The organism is Shewanella inventionis, assembly GCF_019931735.1.
In the GTDB taxonomy this organism is placed as follows: domain Bacteria; phylum Pseudomonadota; class Gammaproteobacteria; order Enterobacterales; family Shewanellaceae; genus Shewanella; species Shewanella inventionis.
Genome location: NZ_CP082926.1, coordinates 4,783,973 through 4,799,073, shown reverse-complemented (window position 1 = coordinate 4,799,073; position 15,101 = coordinate 4,783,973). Strand labels below are relative to the sequence as shown.

The following is a 15,101-nucleotide window of genomic DNA, read 5'->3' as shown; positions in this document are numbered from 1 at the left end:
TCACCTATACAAGTTATAGTAGACAAGCAGCGTAAAAGTGTTTGTTCAAGCTTAACAGTAAAACGCTAATTAAGCCTTGCGTATTCAGTGACTAAATTTTGTTTATATCAATTGTGTCATTAGGTTAATGGAAATTGCACAAAACTAACAGTGTTATGCTACTTCGCAGTATAAAAACTATGCTAATTGTCCTTTTTGTGGAGCGATGACTGTTGATATTGCTTGAGCACATTGTCAATAAATTGATCTTTTTCAAACCACAGTTGGTTTAACCAGCGCTGAAAAGCAACTCGGCTATCTGCATGATGTAAATAGTCATTGGCATTGACGTGCGGAACCGGCAGTACTTCAACATGCATGACGACTTTTTTGGTTCGACCTTGCATAACATTGCTTAACACTTTTTCAGATGTTTCTGGATACACTAAAGTGATATTGAGTAAGTTGGTAAATTGCTCACCCATGGCTGATAGCGTAAAGGCAATGCCACTGGCTTTGGGGCGTAACAGATGCCGATAGGGCGAGTCTTGGCGCAGACGCTTTTCTTCAGTAAAACGGCTGCCTTCAACATAATTAAAGATTGAGGTGGGTGAATCTTTAAAACGTTCGCAAGCCTTGCGGGTGGTTTCAAGATCTTTACCCTTGAGTTTAGGGTTTTTCTTCAGTTTGGCTGGGCTGGTTCGGTTCATGAATGGCATGTCGAGCGCCCAACAACCTAAACCTAAGATTGGCACGTATAAGAGTTCTTTTTTCAGGAAAAATTTTAACATGGGGATGTGGTTGCGTAGCACATATGTTTGTGCCGCAATATCAAAGCCACTGACATGGTTGCTGATCAATAAATACCAACCGTTTGGGTCTAGATTGTCTAGCCCTGATATATCCCATTCGATATTCGATATCAGATATAAAATCCCGCCATTGCAGGTGGCCCAGGCCCACATAAAACGGTTCATGATTTTAGTCAACACACGACGAAGGGCTTTTAATGGCAATAACAGTTTAATGATACCGCCTATTGCAATTAATGAACCCCATACGCTGGTATTAATAATCAGCAAAACCAGGCTGAGAACAAACAGCAGTGGGCCAGGTAAAAACGTTAACATGTATTGTTATACCTTTTGCTTTGACTTGTCTGCAAGCTCTTGTAGTTGGTGATCTTTGTTTAACCAGATTTGATTGAGTTGTTCTTGGAAATCAATCTTAAACTCACGATCTTTAAGGTAATCCCCGCGCATATTTTGGGGAATATCACTGATCTTAATATGTACATGCACATCATTAAGTGCCCCACAAATGTACTCCCAATAACTGGGTACACGGCCTGGGTAATAAATGGTGACATCAACTAATTTATTAATTTGCTCGCCCATTGCCGATAACGCAAAGGCCATGCCGCCGGCTTTAGGCTTGAGCAAGTGTGTAAAAGGCGATTGTTGTTTGTTGTGCTTTGCTTGGCTAAATCGAGTGCCTTCAACAAAGTTCATTACGCTAACGGGTTTAGTTTTAAACTTTTCGCAGGCTTTACGCGTGATTTCAATGTCTTTGCCTTTAAGTTTAGGGTTTTTACGCAACTCTGCTGAGCTGTAACGACGCATAAAAGGAAAATCTAATGCCCACCAAGCTAAACCGAGGATGGGCACATAAATTAATTCTTGTTTCAGAAAAAACTTTAAAAAAGGGATTTTTCGGTTAAATACGCGCTGCAAAATTAAAATATCTACCCAAGACTGGTGATTAGCAATAACCATATACCATTCTTGTTCTGAAAAGGTGTCATCGCCGCTAACGTGAATGCGTACAGGGTGGAATATAGATTCGACGATATTGTTAACGCTTATCCATGCGGTGGCACAGTTATCAAGAATATAACTGCAGTTTTTTTGAAAAATGCTAATCGGGATAAGTTTGAAGAGACTAAACACCATAATGAGTATAGTCCAAAAAACAGTATTCAGTAGATAGCATGTAAATGCTAAGCAGCCTTTGATTTTAGCAAGCAACGACATTTTTCTCTCCTTTTAAACGGAGAGCTATGTTACTCGTAGTCGCAAGATTGCTCAATAAATACAACAGTTAAAAATTGACTTTATTGTTGATTAAGCTTTGCGAGTAAACGATCCATTGCTCTGTAGCCAAGTGCTTGCGCGATATGGCCTCGTTCTGTGGTGACAGACTGTTGTAGATCGGCAATGGTACGTGATACTCGTTGAATACGGTGAAAACTGCGCACAGACAAACCAAGACTCAGTACACTTTTTTCTAAAAATTCTAAATCTTGCTGGCTGATATTACTGTCTTGTTTAAGTTGTTTTGGGCTTAATTCACTGTTTAATACACCCGAGCGCGCCAACTGGCTTTCGCGCGCTTGTTTTACTCGTTTGGCTATTTCAACGCTGGTTTCGCCCGGTTGATGTTGTTGCGTAAGAGTGCCCGATGGCAATTTAGGCACCTCAACGGTTAAATCGAAGCGGTCTAAAAATGGCCCAGATAACCGCGATAAATAACGCTGAATTTGTTCAGGTGTTGATCGGGCTCGCTCCGTATCGCCACAGGGGCTGGGGTTCATTGCTGCTATGAGTTGAAAACGGCTTGAAAAAGTAAGCTTAGCTGCAGCTCTAGATATCTCAACTTGGCCGGTTTCTAGGGGCTCTCGTAAACAATCGAGCACTTTGCGAGGAAACTCAGCGATTTCGTCTAAAAATAATATTCCGCGATGGGCGAGGGAGATTTCGCCGGGTTTGGGGTGGCTGCCACCGCCAATTAATGCAATAGATGAACAGGTAGGCCGATACATATAAGTTAAATATATCGTAGACACAAGCTTTCTATATAAATCATAAGGTTAAATCAGGTTGTTTTAATCATTATGTCCATTTATTTACTATTTAGCAGCCGGTATTCTAAGGCGAATGTCGATATAATGTATGACAATGTTGTTTATGTTTATGAGAATGTGTCAATACGAAATATTTACAGGCTTTGGTTTATTTTGAATTTGCCCACTTATGGTTATAAAGATGTTCTGGTCAAGTCCAACCGGACACTTTTCTAAAAGAAATTTCTAAATCAATCGGTGACTGATCAGCATTTGCGGAGTACAGCCGTTCTACATTGTAATATCTCATATATTTCGCCACATCATCACGCATATGTTGACGAGTTGGCTGTGGTACTTTTAATAACCAATCGTGTTTCAAACTACCAAAAAATCGCTCCACAACAAATTGTTCTGGTCAAGTCCAACCGGACACCTTTCTAAAAGAAATTTCAAAATCAATCGGTGACTGATCAGCATTTGCCGAGTGCAGCCGTTCTACATTGTAATATTTCATATATTTCGCCACATCATCACGCATATGTTGACGAGTTGGCTGTGGTACTTTTAATAACTAATCGTGTTTCAAACTACCAAAAAATCTCTCCACAACATTATTCTTTAGGTACATCCGAGGGTTTTCGCAATTACATAACGAGAAACAACACTGTTTTTTTAACGAATATGAATTATAACTGTACAAAAAAACAGTTTGGTATAGAAAAAATTTTTGATGTTAATCGTAAATAGATTTACCTCAAGATGGTGTTTTCATAAGTTAGCGATAACGATGTTCAAACAAAGTTTAAATTGGATTTTTCTAACACCGAATGGGGCAGAAATGTGCTGACCATGCTAACTTGAAAATGGACATTTCCGCGTTAGACTTTTAGCTCTGATTAGTGAATTTCGGATTAAAATTTCTATGGGTTAACGCCGCATTCACTGTGCGAGCGAAGCGAGTCGAGTGCAATGCTTTGTTATTGAGCTGAAACTGTTCTTTCCCTGTATCACGATCAGCCTAAAAAAGTTTATTAATTTCAGTAAACATCTTCTCAAAACGGCTTAACGTTTCTTTTGAGAAGAAGTCTGCGGCAGGTCCCATACCCAACAAGGCCTGTGAAGGCTTGTAGTGATTAAAATCCTTGCCACCAAGAACAGCTTTTAGCTGAAGTAAAATAGTTTGCTTCTTATCGTCCAAGTCGGCAACAGAGATACCTGCATAGTCGGGAAAAGCTTTTCCAAATATCTGAAGATATTCTGACTTTTCAAACAGGTCTTCAATATCGGCTTTTTCGTAGTCGTCACCTGCGAACTCATCAAAGAACCTGACATGCTTATCTTTAATGATCTTCGATTGAATTAGGCCATCAAGCCTTTGGGCTCCTTTTGCATTATTGAAAGAATCTAACAAGCAAGAAATTTTCAGCTTTGAACCACGAAGCAAAGAAATAAATGAAACCACTTTATCTAAACCGCCTACAGGAACAATTGTCACATCATTCCGTAATCCTTCTCGTCCATCACTTTCCAATAAGCTAGATATGAACGTCAAATAGTTTAGATCGGATGGGCCTTCAACAAGCAGATTGTTTTTAGATACAAATAGATTTTGAGCAATATCATAACCAAGTGCTGCTTGAAGCGGGAATAGCGTATCAGGATCTTTTTCCTGTATGGCATCTGAAATAATACTGCCAGCATCAGAGTCGTAAACAGTTCTTACTCTATGTAACGCATCGGATTCAACCATAAAAGGCGAATGGGTTGAGTATACTATCTGGTAATTATCAGAAAGATCATTGATAAATCGTAACAAGTCGGCTTGAGCCGATGCATGTAGGTTTAAACCTGGCTCATCTAATAAAAGAATGAAATTGTTATCCTTGTCATCCTGGATTTTACTAAACCATACTATAAATGAAAAAAACCAATTGAATCCCTTGCTTCTGTTTTTGAGCGGCAACGATATTCTGTGCCTGTTATTTCTGACACGTATATCTAAGATTTTTTCTGGTTGTTGATTCGGTCTTATAACAGAGTCAATTTTGAACTCGATTGCGAGATTGCTATTGGTTGACCAGTACTCAAAAATAGTGTCTGTTATTTCATTGGAAGTAGCCTCTAACTCAGCAATGAACGACTCAAAGCTAGATGAACTTGCCAGCTGATCTATGTCAACAACAGCAAGCTCGAACAGCGCCTTTGCTGTTTCCAATTGATGTTTCGTTAGCTCACTAGTTGGCGCGTTTTTTCGAATTGATTCTATGCTTACTCTTGATGGAAGCTCATGATACTCGTCAAAGTACCAGAACCTCGGAATACGAGGGTTTAAATATTTCTTTGTTATATAGGCATCTATTAGGTTTGTTTTCCAACCAAAAGCTCCTTTGACGATATTTTCGTTAATATGAGAAATGATTTTCTTAAGCTCTTCATTTTCTCCTGGATCGCACTCTACTACCGCTTTCACCGAGCCTAGTTTCAATAAGTGGTTCTTAATCTCATTATCAAACCCTAGCTTACTTTGTAAATTTTCAAGAAATTTCTCTTCATTGGATTTGATATAATACCAAAAACGACCAGATTTATACTTGACTTCAACCTTGAACTGTTCGGTAGTAAGAACGCCTTTGCCTAGATCCGAATTTATTTCATCAATTGTTTCATCGTCAATTTTAAAAGTGCAGGTTATTACAACTGCATCCTCTTCTGAACGTTGATATTTTTTCAGATCATTTCGGGGGTAATCTCTAACTTCATCGAACTTGAAATCATCATCATCGGTAAAGTAATTGAACTTTGCCAGCGCCTCAAGGAATGCTGTTTTTCCGCTTTCGTTCTTACCAACAAGGGTAGTTACATCATCCTCAAGTTTTACAACTTGTTCATTGGTATAGCTCTTGTATTTATTAATTTTCGCTTCCGTTAAAATGAACACAGTATTCTCCAAGTTTTCAATATTTATATTGTAGACGACAACTATGTTGAAAATCCTCGAAACCAGCCTTTCCTATAAAATTTAACTCGTGCGCTGCGCGTTTATCTTGCTACATCGGTGAAAACGTACAAAGTTAACTACTTGTATACAAGGAACTTATCAGGATTCTATTCAATACACCATCAGTAAAAACACGCATGCGCGTTGTTAAAACCTATCACCTAATCTTTACAGCTTATATCCTGCTGATCTTAAATGACTTTAAATTATATTTATTAGAATAACGCGCACAATTATTGCTCTCAAAAACCTAAAAAACAAGCGTAGTAAGATATGACTGTATACCTAATCAGGATTGGGTTGTTATAGAGAATCCCACATCATAAATAGAGGTCTACTACAATCGAGTTTAAACTCAATCTACAGTACAGTGCCGATTCAGATCTGCTTCAGTAAAATTGTAGACACCTATCTTTACCTCATATTGGATGGAATCCTATAACAATGACCGAACTCTTCAAGGTAAGAAGTGCTATGGACGCACTCCAAAGGAAGTATTGCTTTATGGGAAAACGATCTGAGCTACTACGCGGTTCAGACAACCCTGCAAACCAAACAACCGGGCGTGGTAAATCACTTGCAGTAAGTCTTGGTTCACTATTAATAATTTTTTAAAGGACTTATTATTATGAAGCAACATCGCTTATCCCTTCCAATAACCTTCGTGTTAACAGTCATACTGATAAATCTAATCACTATTACAAGTGTGAATGCATCATTGCCTGAGTACAATTGGCATTTATTTACCAATGGGGCAACACCCTCAGCACAAGCCATTGATGCAAACGGCAACATTCTTATAGTCGGCATCGCAACAAACTCATGGTTGGGTAATAATAATGAAAGCCCGACACATGCCTATAGTGAAGCTGGAAGCGTGTGGTTGCTGAAGCTTGACCAAAATGGCAATTATCTTTGGCATACCTTCTTTGGCGACAATTCAACGGTATCTGGTCATCACTTTCTTTCCCTCGATACAGATACCGCAGGCAATATTTACGTAGCAGGGAATGTAAGCCAGTTTTCCGACTGGAATGGACCTAACAATGAATTGCCTTTAGAAGCTTTTCATGGCGGCAATGTTGACGGTTATCTGGCTAAAATTGATGTTACGGGGGAATATCAGTGGCACCGCTTTATCGGGCCAAATGGTGCTTCAACTCACGAAGCAACACACTCGGTTGCCGTTGATTCATCAGGCGACATCTACACAGCCAACTCTGACCTTCTTGGTGCATTTTTTGTTTCGAAATTTAACTCTGTCGGTGCAGATCTTTGGCAGTTTACCTACGGTGAAGCTTCACAGTTCGGACAAGGTCAAATTCATATTGATAGTAATGATGCTATTTTTATTGTTCACCACTCTACTTTTAGCACACTGTTCAACGGCCCCAATGGCGAGCTGCCTCTGCATAGTTTAAGTGTCAGCAATGATAGAGGGTTCCATATACTTAAACTCGATAAGGACGCCAACTACCAGTGGCATACATTCCATGGCGGACAGGTTGATGATAATGGCGTAAACAGTGGGGATGATGTACAGCTTGTAATGTCCAGCACATCAAATGGTGATTTATATGTTGCTGGCGGAGCCGAAGGCTCCTGGCTTGAAAACAGCACTGCCCCAACTAACGCGTATAAGGGGAGTGGTGATATATTTGTAACGAAGTTTGATTCTCAAGGCTCATATCAGTGGCATACCTTTTGGGGGAGTCATCAAACAGAAGGCGGGCCTTCACTGGCATTTGACGATGAAGAAAATATTCTTATCAGTGCTTACACCTTGACCAATTGGCTTGGCCCAAACAATGAACAACCTCTCGCGCCGCTGCTGGAACAGTCAGGCGGCGTAGTTTTGGCGATGGATAGCGACAGCACATATCTTTGGCATACTTTTCTTAACGGTTCAATCCGTACAATATCCAATGACGTAAACTCTCTGTATGTTGTAGGTGATGGGCGTTACGGCACACAACATCTCGAAACAAACCTGCTCGGAACAGACACCACCTTGCCTTTATCCGGTTTAACGCCGAATGAGGGTTTATATATACTGAAATATGACTTTGGTAATTTTGTGCCTGACGACGTGCCCGATGCCTTCGGATTCACATCTTTAACGAATGTAGAACTAAACTCAATTGCATTGTCGCAAATGATCACGATTTCCGGTATTAATGTCGCTGCTGAAATCAGTATTACAGGTGGCGAATATATCCTCGACACAGGTCAATTCACCGATACAACCGGCAGTATCAGCAATGGCCAGACCATTCGAATTCGAACTACTGCTTCCGCTGCATTTGATACAACGCAAAGTGTTGTACTAACCATTGGAGGTGTTAGCGCTACATTTGATGTCACGACAAAAGCCAATGCTTCATCTGGAAGTAATAGTGGTAACGGAGGTTCGGGAGGTGGAAGTATTAGTATATTAACGTTGCTGTTACTAATATATCTGCTTGCTGTTAAGCATTTTCACCGTCTTCCTTCGTAGGGTATGCTCGTGGTGTGTATTTCTCCCTCTATTTGATTTTAGATATGTACCGTCGAAAAGTAGTGGGCTGGGAAGTACATAAAAAGTGTTAAATGGATCATCGATCCATTTAACACAATGCTCATAACCTCCCATTAAAAAATATTTGAATAAACCCAGTCAGACTATTCTTGACCTAAATTATCTAATTTGAGTTAACTAAGCGAGAGGCAGCTTTACGGCATGCGCGTGCCAGAAGAGAGCGTTCAAGTTTATTAAATTAAGTTTGGAATTTGAAAGCAACTCTAGTCTTGCAAGTCCGCAAAGCTGCCACTCGAAAGGTTAGCTTCAATAAGGATAAAACAGCCAATATCGATTTTGAGTGAATGCTGGCTCTTGAGCAAAAGCGAATGCTTTCTTGATGTTGGTAAAGCACTGGCTATCAACCTAAAGCGAACTATTATATTTATGTATACCTTCTAGCAAGCCCTTAGTATTATAGATATCAAGCCGTCATTTTTATTAAAAATATCTCGATTTGTTAACGCGACCCATAAATAAAGTTTGTATAAGTTCCCAAATTTAACATAATTTAAACATTAAATTATTGAGTAAATAGTCCCAACTATTTAGTATACTAAGAAGTTTAGATTTTTGTGGTTAAGCAAGCACGCTTCTTGACTAAATCAAGAAGTAATGGGCGCCTCATTTAAGAATTTTAATAAGTCATTTTTCTGAGAGGTCGCTTTTCCTAATAAAGCAAAACCGAGCGACACACCGTTTTGACCATAAAATACAGCAGATAAATCTGCACCACGACCCTCTACTTGCCATGTCCCAACAATTTTAGCACCGTTAATGTTTCGAGGTGGACAAATTACAAGAGGACAATAAGCTAATTTCACAGCGACGGCTTGCGGAGGTAGTATTAATTTCTTTATTTCTCCCGTAAGTGTTTGAGCCAATGATTTTGCTGCGGCTGTCGCGGGCGCTATAAAGGGTAAAACACAACCATAATATTCAGCACAATCACCCAAAGCATAGACATTTTCAGCGCTCGTTTTAAGGTATTGGTCAACCACAATACCGTTATGAACTTTGATGCCTGATTTTTCAGCTAAACTTTTATTTGGCGATAACCCTACCGCTGATAACACGATATCAGCGGTTATCGTTGTTCCGCTGTTGAGCTGAGCACAAACCCCATCACTTGATTCTGTTAAACTCGCTATGCCAGTGCCAAAATGCCAACTCACTAAGTCTTCAGGAAAAGCTTCAACAATTTTTGACCCAAGTGATTGTGGCAAAATGCGCTGCAAGGGCCACATGGAAAGGTCAACAACGTCTATTTTATGCCCAACCTTTGATAAATCACTCGCAAACTCACAGCCAACATAACCTGCACCAACAATTAATATGCGTGTTTCTTTTTTTAGATTTGAGATGAATGATCGATAATCTTCAAAATTGTTAATCGACACAACTTTATCTGAAGCACTTGATGTTAACCCTAGGTTTATCGGAGACGCGCCTGTGGCAAAAACTAATGAGGCATAAGCTAATCTCTCACTCTCTCCCTCATTAGTCACCGTAATTGTTTGTTGGCTTGTATCAACGTCAGTCACCAGCGTTTCTGACCTAATAATGATATTAAAGTCACTCTGAAGTACATCGCGTGTTTTCATAATAAGCGCGTCAATACTTTTTCCCATCGATAAAGCTTTCGACAGATTAGGCTTGTAATACAAGTCTCCATTTTCCTGCGTAACCACAATAACTGATGCATTATTGTCTTTAGCTCTGATTTCTCTAGCGAGCGTAATACCCGCATGACCAGACCCAATAATGATAATTGGCTTCATGTTACCTCCCCATAAATACTAATCGACTAGATAGAAATCTGACTTTGATGCTGAGCAATCTGGACAAGTCCAATCGTCAGGAATGTCCTCAAAGCGGGTTCCGGGTGGAAAACCTTCTTCTGGAAAACCAAGTGCCTCATCATAAATTAGGTCACAGGTGATACAGCAATATTTACGGTAAACTTGTTCAGTCATTTTCCAACCCTCACTTTTTATCTTCAAGTTTTACAAAATCTGGTTTCTCTCTCACAAAACAGTCTGGGCATGGAAAGTCATCAGGTAAATCTTTCCACTGAGTACCAGCAGGGTAACCTTCATGCTCAGCACCTAAAGTTTCATCGTAAATATACCCACAATCAGGACATTCAAACTTAGCCATTTCTTTCTCCAATCATTAATTTTTATACCGCCAATGCATACAACAGAGTGCTAATTGAAATACAGGCAAAAATACCGTGTAAATATAAAATAGAAATCGGTTTGCGGCGGCCTTTCAATAGCTTTCCAAATAACAAATACCCTCCCGCCACAACACCACTTAATAAGGCGGCAGAAACCCAAGTCCAGCTGTTATCAACACCACCTAACCAGCTTTCAAACACACCTATCAAAAGTAACAACACACCCAAGATCGCAAATACACCATGTGACCGAATAATAAACGGTGGGATACGTAATCCCTTCCGCTTTCGCATTAACATTGCAGAGCCCACCATCGCGACCACGATAAATATTATTAATGCTGTTACTTGCATATCCACCTCTTTTTTTGGTTCTGCCAGAATAGGGTCCGGCATTATAAAACGCTCTAAGCCGCTTCTTTTTGATCTACTTTGTGATAACGCGTGAACACTTCATCTTTAACATCTGGATCTACATTCACTTTATTCATATCACCTTTTGCCCATTCAGCAACTCTAGGGTTCATAATTGCGAACCAAACAGGTGGAAACATTGCCAAGACAAACATCCATGGATAACCAGCCTGAAGCTTAGGCACATTATCGTAGTCACGCAGAACTTGGTAAGCACGAGTTGGATGAGCATGATGGTCAGAATGACGCTGTAAATGCACTAAGGCCAAATTAGATACTTTATGGTTACTATTCCAAGAATGATGAGGCTTACAGCGTTCGTATCGACCATTCTTTTCTTTTAGTCTTAATAAACCATAATGTTCGATATAATTTGCACACGTTAAATTCCAGTATCCAAATCCTGCGACAATAAATAAGAAGGGAATCATCACCGGTCCAAAGTAAGCAAGCAATAAAGTATAAGCACTCACAGTCACTAACGCTGGTTGAATAATCTCGTTACTCATTGACCATTCTGACTTACCAAGACGTTGTAGCCTAGAAGCTTCTAGCCCCCACGCTCGTCTAAATGCACCCGGTATTTCACGCTTAACAAATTTATATATTGATTCACCCATCCTAGATGACGCTGGGTCTTCTGGTGTTGCAACATCCTTATGGTGCCCTTTGTTATGTTCGATCACAAAATGCCCGTACCCGCTCACCGCTAGAGCAAATTTTGCAGCAATTTGCTGGCCTTTATCATTCACTTTATGACCTAACTCATGTCCTAAGTTTACGCCTATCGCACCCATGAGCCCGGCACTTAATGAACCACCTAAAATACTCAACCATGACCATTCATATTGTGAAACCACATAAGCCATTACAATCATCGATAGCCAAAGCATCGGCACTGCAACAAAGAGAACTTGCTTGTAATATGATTCATTTTTTATTTCTTCAACCACCTCTTCACTAGGATTTGCATCATCATCACCAAAATATTTATCTAACACCGTGATGCCACCATAAAAGAAAGCGACTGTTGTCCATAACCAAATACCATTACCTGTTTCTATTGCATAATAGCCCGTTAACATAGGCAATATAGGAATAATAAAAGACAGTACGTACCAGTATTTTTTAGTGGCCACCCAGGTTGAAAACTTAGATGGGTCCATAGATCTAGCTGCGGCCAACACATTCGGCTCAATATTACTTGCCATTTTAAATCTCCAATTAAGATTGTCATTATCGTTATTAATTTAAGTAATTTTATCGTCAGCCGCCTAAACTAAACATGGCTATTAGTTTCATGTCATAGTCATTTAGTGTCATGTCTAATTGAATAAGTGGTTGCTTTAGACTAAATACTTTAAATTAGTTATTTTGAGGAACTCATAATCATCACGGCGGCTTTTTCTGCTATCGCAATGGTTGGTGCATTCGTATTACCACTCACAAGCGTTGGCATAATTGAGGCATCGACGACTCGAAGATTCTTAACACCATGTACGCGAAGTTGATCATCAACAACTGAACATTCATCGCTGCCCATCTTGCAGGTACCAACAGGGTGATACACCAAACCAAGCCGGTCTTTGCACTTCTGGAGTATTTCCTCGTCTGAAGTTACGTCTTTACCAGGGTGAATTTCTTTCCCACGATGTTCAGAGAATGCTGATGTATTTAGGATTTTTCTTACCGCTCGAATACCATCAACCAAAACTTTGGCATCTTCTTTTTCTGAGAAAAAATTGAAATTGATTTTTATCGCATCACGTGGATTCGCTGACTTAAGTGCTACAGAACCTCGGCTCTTTGGCCGTAACACACAAACATGCAAAGAGTACCCATGCCCAGAAAGTAGCTTAAGGTCACGTCCGCAGTCATCAAATAATAAGGGAACAAAGTGCATCTGAATGTCTGGCACTACTACATCGGGGTTAGACTTTAAGAAAGCCCCCGCTTGTGTAATAGAATTAGCGAGGTTACCTTTTTTTGACGTAATATATTTAAATGTGTCAGGCAACATTTTAAGCAATGAGGAAGGCGCTGTTGAAAAACCATCTTTCTTTTTACTTTCAACCAGAACACAGGCATCGACATGCTCTTGAAGGTTTTTCCCAACACCTTGCAGGTCTTTTATCACTGGAATGCCATAATGACCTAATTCCTGTTTCGCACCGATACCAGAAAGCATTAAAACTTGAGGTGAATTATAAGTACCTCCGCATAGAATTATTTCTTTCTTGGCTCTTACCGTTATTTTTTCACCATTTTGAGTATATTCAACCGCCACCGCCACATTATTTTCAAAGACAACTCGATCAACAAATGCTTCACACTCAACCGTGAGGTTAGACCTCACTCTAGCAGGGTTAAGATACGCTTTTGTCACACCACAACGCTCTCCGTCTTTTATCGTAAACTGATAAAAACCAGCACCTTCAAATTGAGCCCCATTAAAGTCATCCGTTAGTGGGTAACCAGCCTGCTTCGCGCCCTCAATAAAACAATTATTTAACGGGTAGGTATTATGGGTATTAGAAACATATAAAAGTCCATTCGCACCATGGTATTGATTTGCACCACGCTCATTGGCTTCAGACTGCTTAAATAATTCAAGCATATTTTTAGAACCCCAACCTTTATTCCCAAGGGACTCCCAGTGGTCATAATCCGACGAATGACCGCGAATATAAACCATCGCATTAATCGCACTACTTCCGCCTAACGTTTTTCCTCTTGGGCAAAATAAAGGCTGGCCATGACGAATATCCTGAACTGGCTCAGACTCATACCGCCAGTTATATTTTTTGCTGTACATGAAGTAAGCAAACGCACCAGGAATTTTGATAAAGGGGCTTTTATCTTCAGGACCCGCTTCTAACACCAGTACTTGGTGAGTGCTATTTTCAGTCAGCCTATTCGCTAAAACGCTTCCAGCAGAACCAGCCCCTACAATAATATAATCAAATGATGCGACAGACATGTCACCTCCTCTACTTATTTTTTACATTCGTTTAAGTAGGTTGACAGTATCGTTATCTATAGATGACTAACATGGCCTTTAGTGTCATGCACTTGTCATTTAGTGTCTCATTTCTTTTAAAGCAAGAAGGTAACTATTGATGCTGTTCTCGGTAAGCACCGGGGGAACAGCCGAACCAACGTTTGAAGGTACGGCTAAAATTAGACACGTCTTCATATCCAAGTTGGATCGAAATAACGTCTATTTTTTGATCTGTTTGAGTTAATAAACGAATTGCATATCGCTTTTTTAACTCCTCAATGATTTGCTTAAAGGAAGTATTTTCTTGGCGTAACCTCCGTATCAATGTGCTTTTTGACACATTAAGCTGGCTTGCAGCAGCTTCGATTGATAGGTCATAATATTTGGCCGACTCAACTAAATTCTCAATTTTATCTTGGGTTGAGCGATGTAGCGTTAACCGCACCAGCTCTACTTCACATTGCTCTTTTGCCATACTTAGAGTATTCGCATCTCCCGATAAACACTTAATAGATAACCATTCTAGAGGTATCCGAATTCTGGCTGCACTCGATCTAAATTTTAAATTTTTGGTTAATACCTTCTCATAAAGAGAGACCCAATCAGGCGCGTCATACGGTATTTCAATTAAACATTCATCCACCAAACCACCCACTGCAAACCGTATAATATTTAATAACAGCCTTATAATCGTTTCATATAATACTATTTCGATGGGAGCCCAATCACCACAAGGGGTGACAGATAAATAAACATAATCAGATTGCCTCTCTACATGTAGATCAAGGATCTGAGCGCGGGTCTGATAATATTGAATAACAAAATCAAGGCACTGCTCTAAATCTTTTGCGTGAGAGAGACCAAAACCCAAATGACCGTGACTAGACACCAAAATACTATCCGCCACTTCCAGCCCCACCCAGGGTGGAATACCTTGATCAAACATCAGCCCAACCAACACCTTTAATTGTGATAAAGGAATATACTGTTGTGTTTTATCAAATCCGGCGCCTTCCCAAAACTGCTCAAGATTCACCCCCTGCTCTTCAGCATAGCGTAAAAAATGATTCCAGTAGGTTGTAGAGATTAAAAGTTCAAATGACATTAGGCCCGCTACTTTTTTTT

General features: G+C 39.9%; 12 protein-coding genes and 2 pseudogenes. 1 reads left to right on the top strand and 13 read right to left on the bottom strand.

Translation table 11 applies throughout. From position 1 onward, the window contains the following. Window positions 1-182: 182 nt before the first annotated feature. From K8B83_RS21460 to K8B83_RS21435, 6 genes and pseudogenes are all read right to left on the bottom strand, one after another. On the bottom strand, window positions 183-1,109 hold the full coding sequence (locus K8B83_RS21460) for an acyltransferase (RefSeq protein ID WP_188735646.1): 927 nt from the start codon (window positions 1,107-1,109) through the stop codon (window positions 183-185). 6 nt (window positions 1,110-1,115) lie between these two features. After that, window positions 1,116-2,012, bottom strand: coding sequence for an acyltransferase (locus tag K8B83_RS21455; RefSeq protein WP_188735645.1), 897 nt, complete (start codon window positions 2,010-2,012; stop codon window positions 1,116-1,118). 80 nt (window positions 2,013-2,092) lie between these two features. Next, window positions 2,093-2,788, bottom strand: a pseudogene (locus K8B83_RS21450) (ATP-binding protein); the annotation flags it as partial. Window positions 2,789-3,032: 244 nt separating this feature from the next. After that, complete coding sequence (locus K8B83_RS21445) at window positions 3,033-3,224, bottom strand: integrase core domain-containing protein (protein ID WP_398409892.1); 192 nt, start codon at window positions 3,222-3,224, stop codon at window positions 3,033-3,035. A gap of 15 nt (window positions 3,225-3,239) precedes the next feature. Continuing rightward, window positions 3,240-3,440, bottom strand: a pseudogene (locus K8B83_RS21440) (integrase core domain-containing protein); the annotation flags it as partial. Window positions 3,441-3,842: 402 nt separating this feature from the next. Next, window positions 3,843-5,762 (bottom strand): AAA family ATPase, encoded by a 1,920-nt coding sequence (locus K8B83_RS21435; RefSeq protein WP_223418841.1) that lies wholly within the window; start codon window positions 5,760-5,762, stop codon window positions 3,843-3,845. Between the two features lie 688 nt (window positions 5,763-6,450). Here K8B83_RS21435 and K8B83_RS21430 point away from each other — a divergent pair. After that, window positions 6,451-8,319, top strand: coding sequence for an NHL repeat-containing protein (locus tag K8B83_RS21430; protein ID WP_223418839.1), 1,869 nt, complete (start codon window positions 6,451-6,453; stop codon window positions 8,317-8,319). A gap of 665 nt (window positions 8,320-8,984) precedes the next feature. Here the strand turns inward: K8B83_RS21430 and K8B83_RS21425 are convergent. From K8B83_RS21425 to K8B83_RS21395, 7 genes are all read right to left on the bottom strand, one after another. Beyond that, window positions 8,985-10,160 carry an NAD(P)/FAD-dependent oxidoreductase gene (locus K8B83_RS21425; protein WP_223418838.1) on the bottom strand — a complete coding sequence of 392 codons (1,176 nt, stop codon included), beginning with the start codon at window positions 10,158-10,160 and terminating at the stop codon, window positions 8,985-8,987. Window positions 10,161-10,178: 18 nt separating this feature from the next. Beyond that, window positions 10,179-10,355: a rubredoxin gene (locus tag K8B83_RS21420; protein WP_223418836.1), complete on the bottom strand. Its 177-nt coding sequence runs from the start codon at window positions 10,353-10,355 to the stop codon at window positions 10,179-10,181. Window positions 10,356-10,365: 10 nt separating this feature from the next. Continuing rightward, complete coding sequence (locus tag K8B83_RS21415; RefSeq protein WP_223418834.1) at window positions 10,366-10,539, bottom strand: rubredoxin; 174 nt, start codon at window positions 10,537-10,539, stop codon at window positions 10,366-10,368. 22 nt (window positions 10,540-10,561) lie between these two features. Next, window positions 10,562-10,915 (bottom strand): hypothetical protein, encoded by a 354-nt coding sequence (locus K8B83_RS21410; protein WP_223418832.1) that lies wholly within the window; start codon window positions 10,913-10,915, stop codon window positions 10,562-10,564. Window positions 10,916-10,968: 53 nt separating this feature from the next. After that, window positions 10,969-12,186: an alkane 1-monooxygenase gene (locus K8B83_RS21405; protein WP_223418831.1), complete on the bottom strand. Its 1,218-nt coding sequence runs from the start codon at window positions 12,184-12,186 to the stop codon at window positions 10,969-10,971. Window positions 12,187-12,344: 158 nt separating this feature from the next. Then, window positions 12,345-13,955, bottom strand: a complete 1,611-nt coding sequence (locus K8B83_RS21400; RefSeq protein WP_223418829.1) for a GMC family oxidoreductase — start codon at window positions 13,953-13,955, stop codon at window positions 12,345-12,347. 133 nt (window positions 13,956-14,088) lie between these two features. Beyond that, the gene (locus K8B83_RS21395; RefSeq protein ID WP_223418827.1) at window positions 14,089-15,081 is read right to left on the bottom strand and encodes a helix-turn-helix domain-containing protein; all 993 of its coding nucleotides are present in this window, start codon (window positions 15,079-15,081) and stop codon (window positions 14,089-14,091) included. Window positions 15,082-15,101 lie beyond the last annotated feature (20 nt).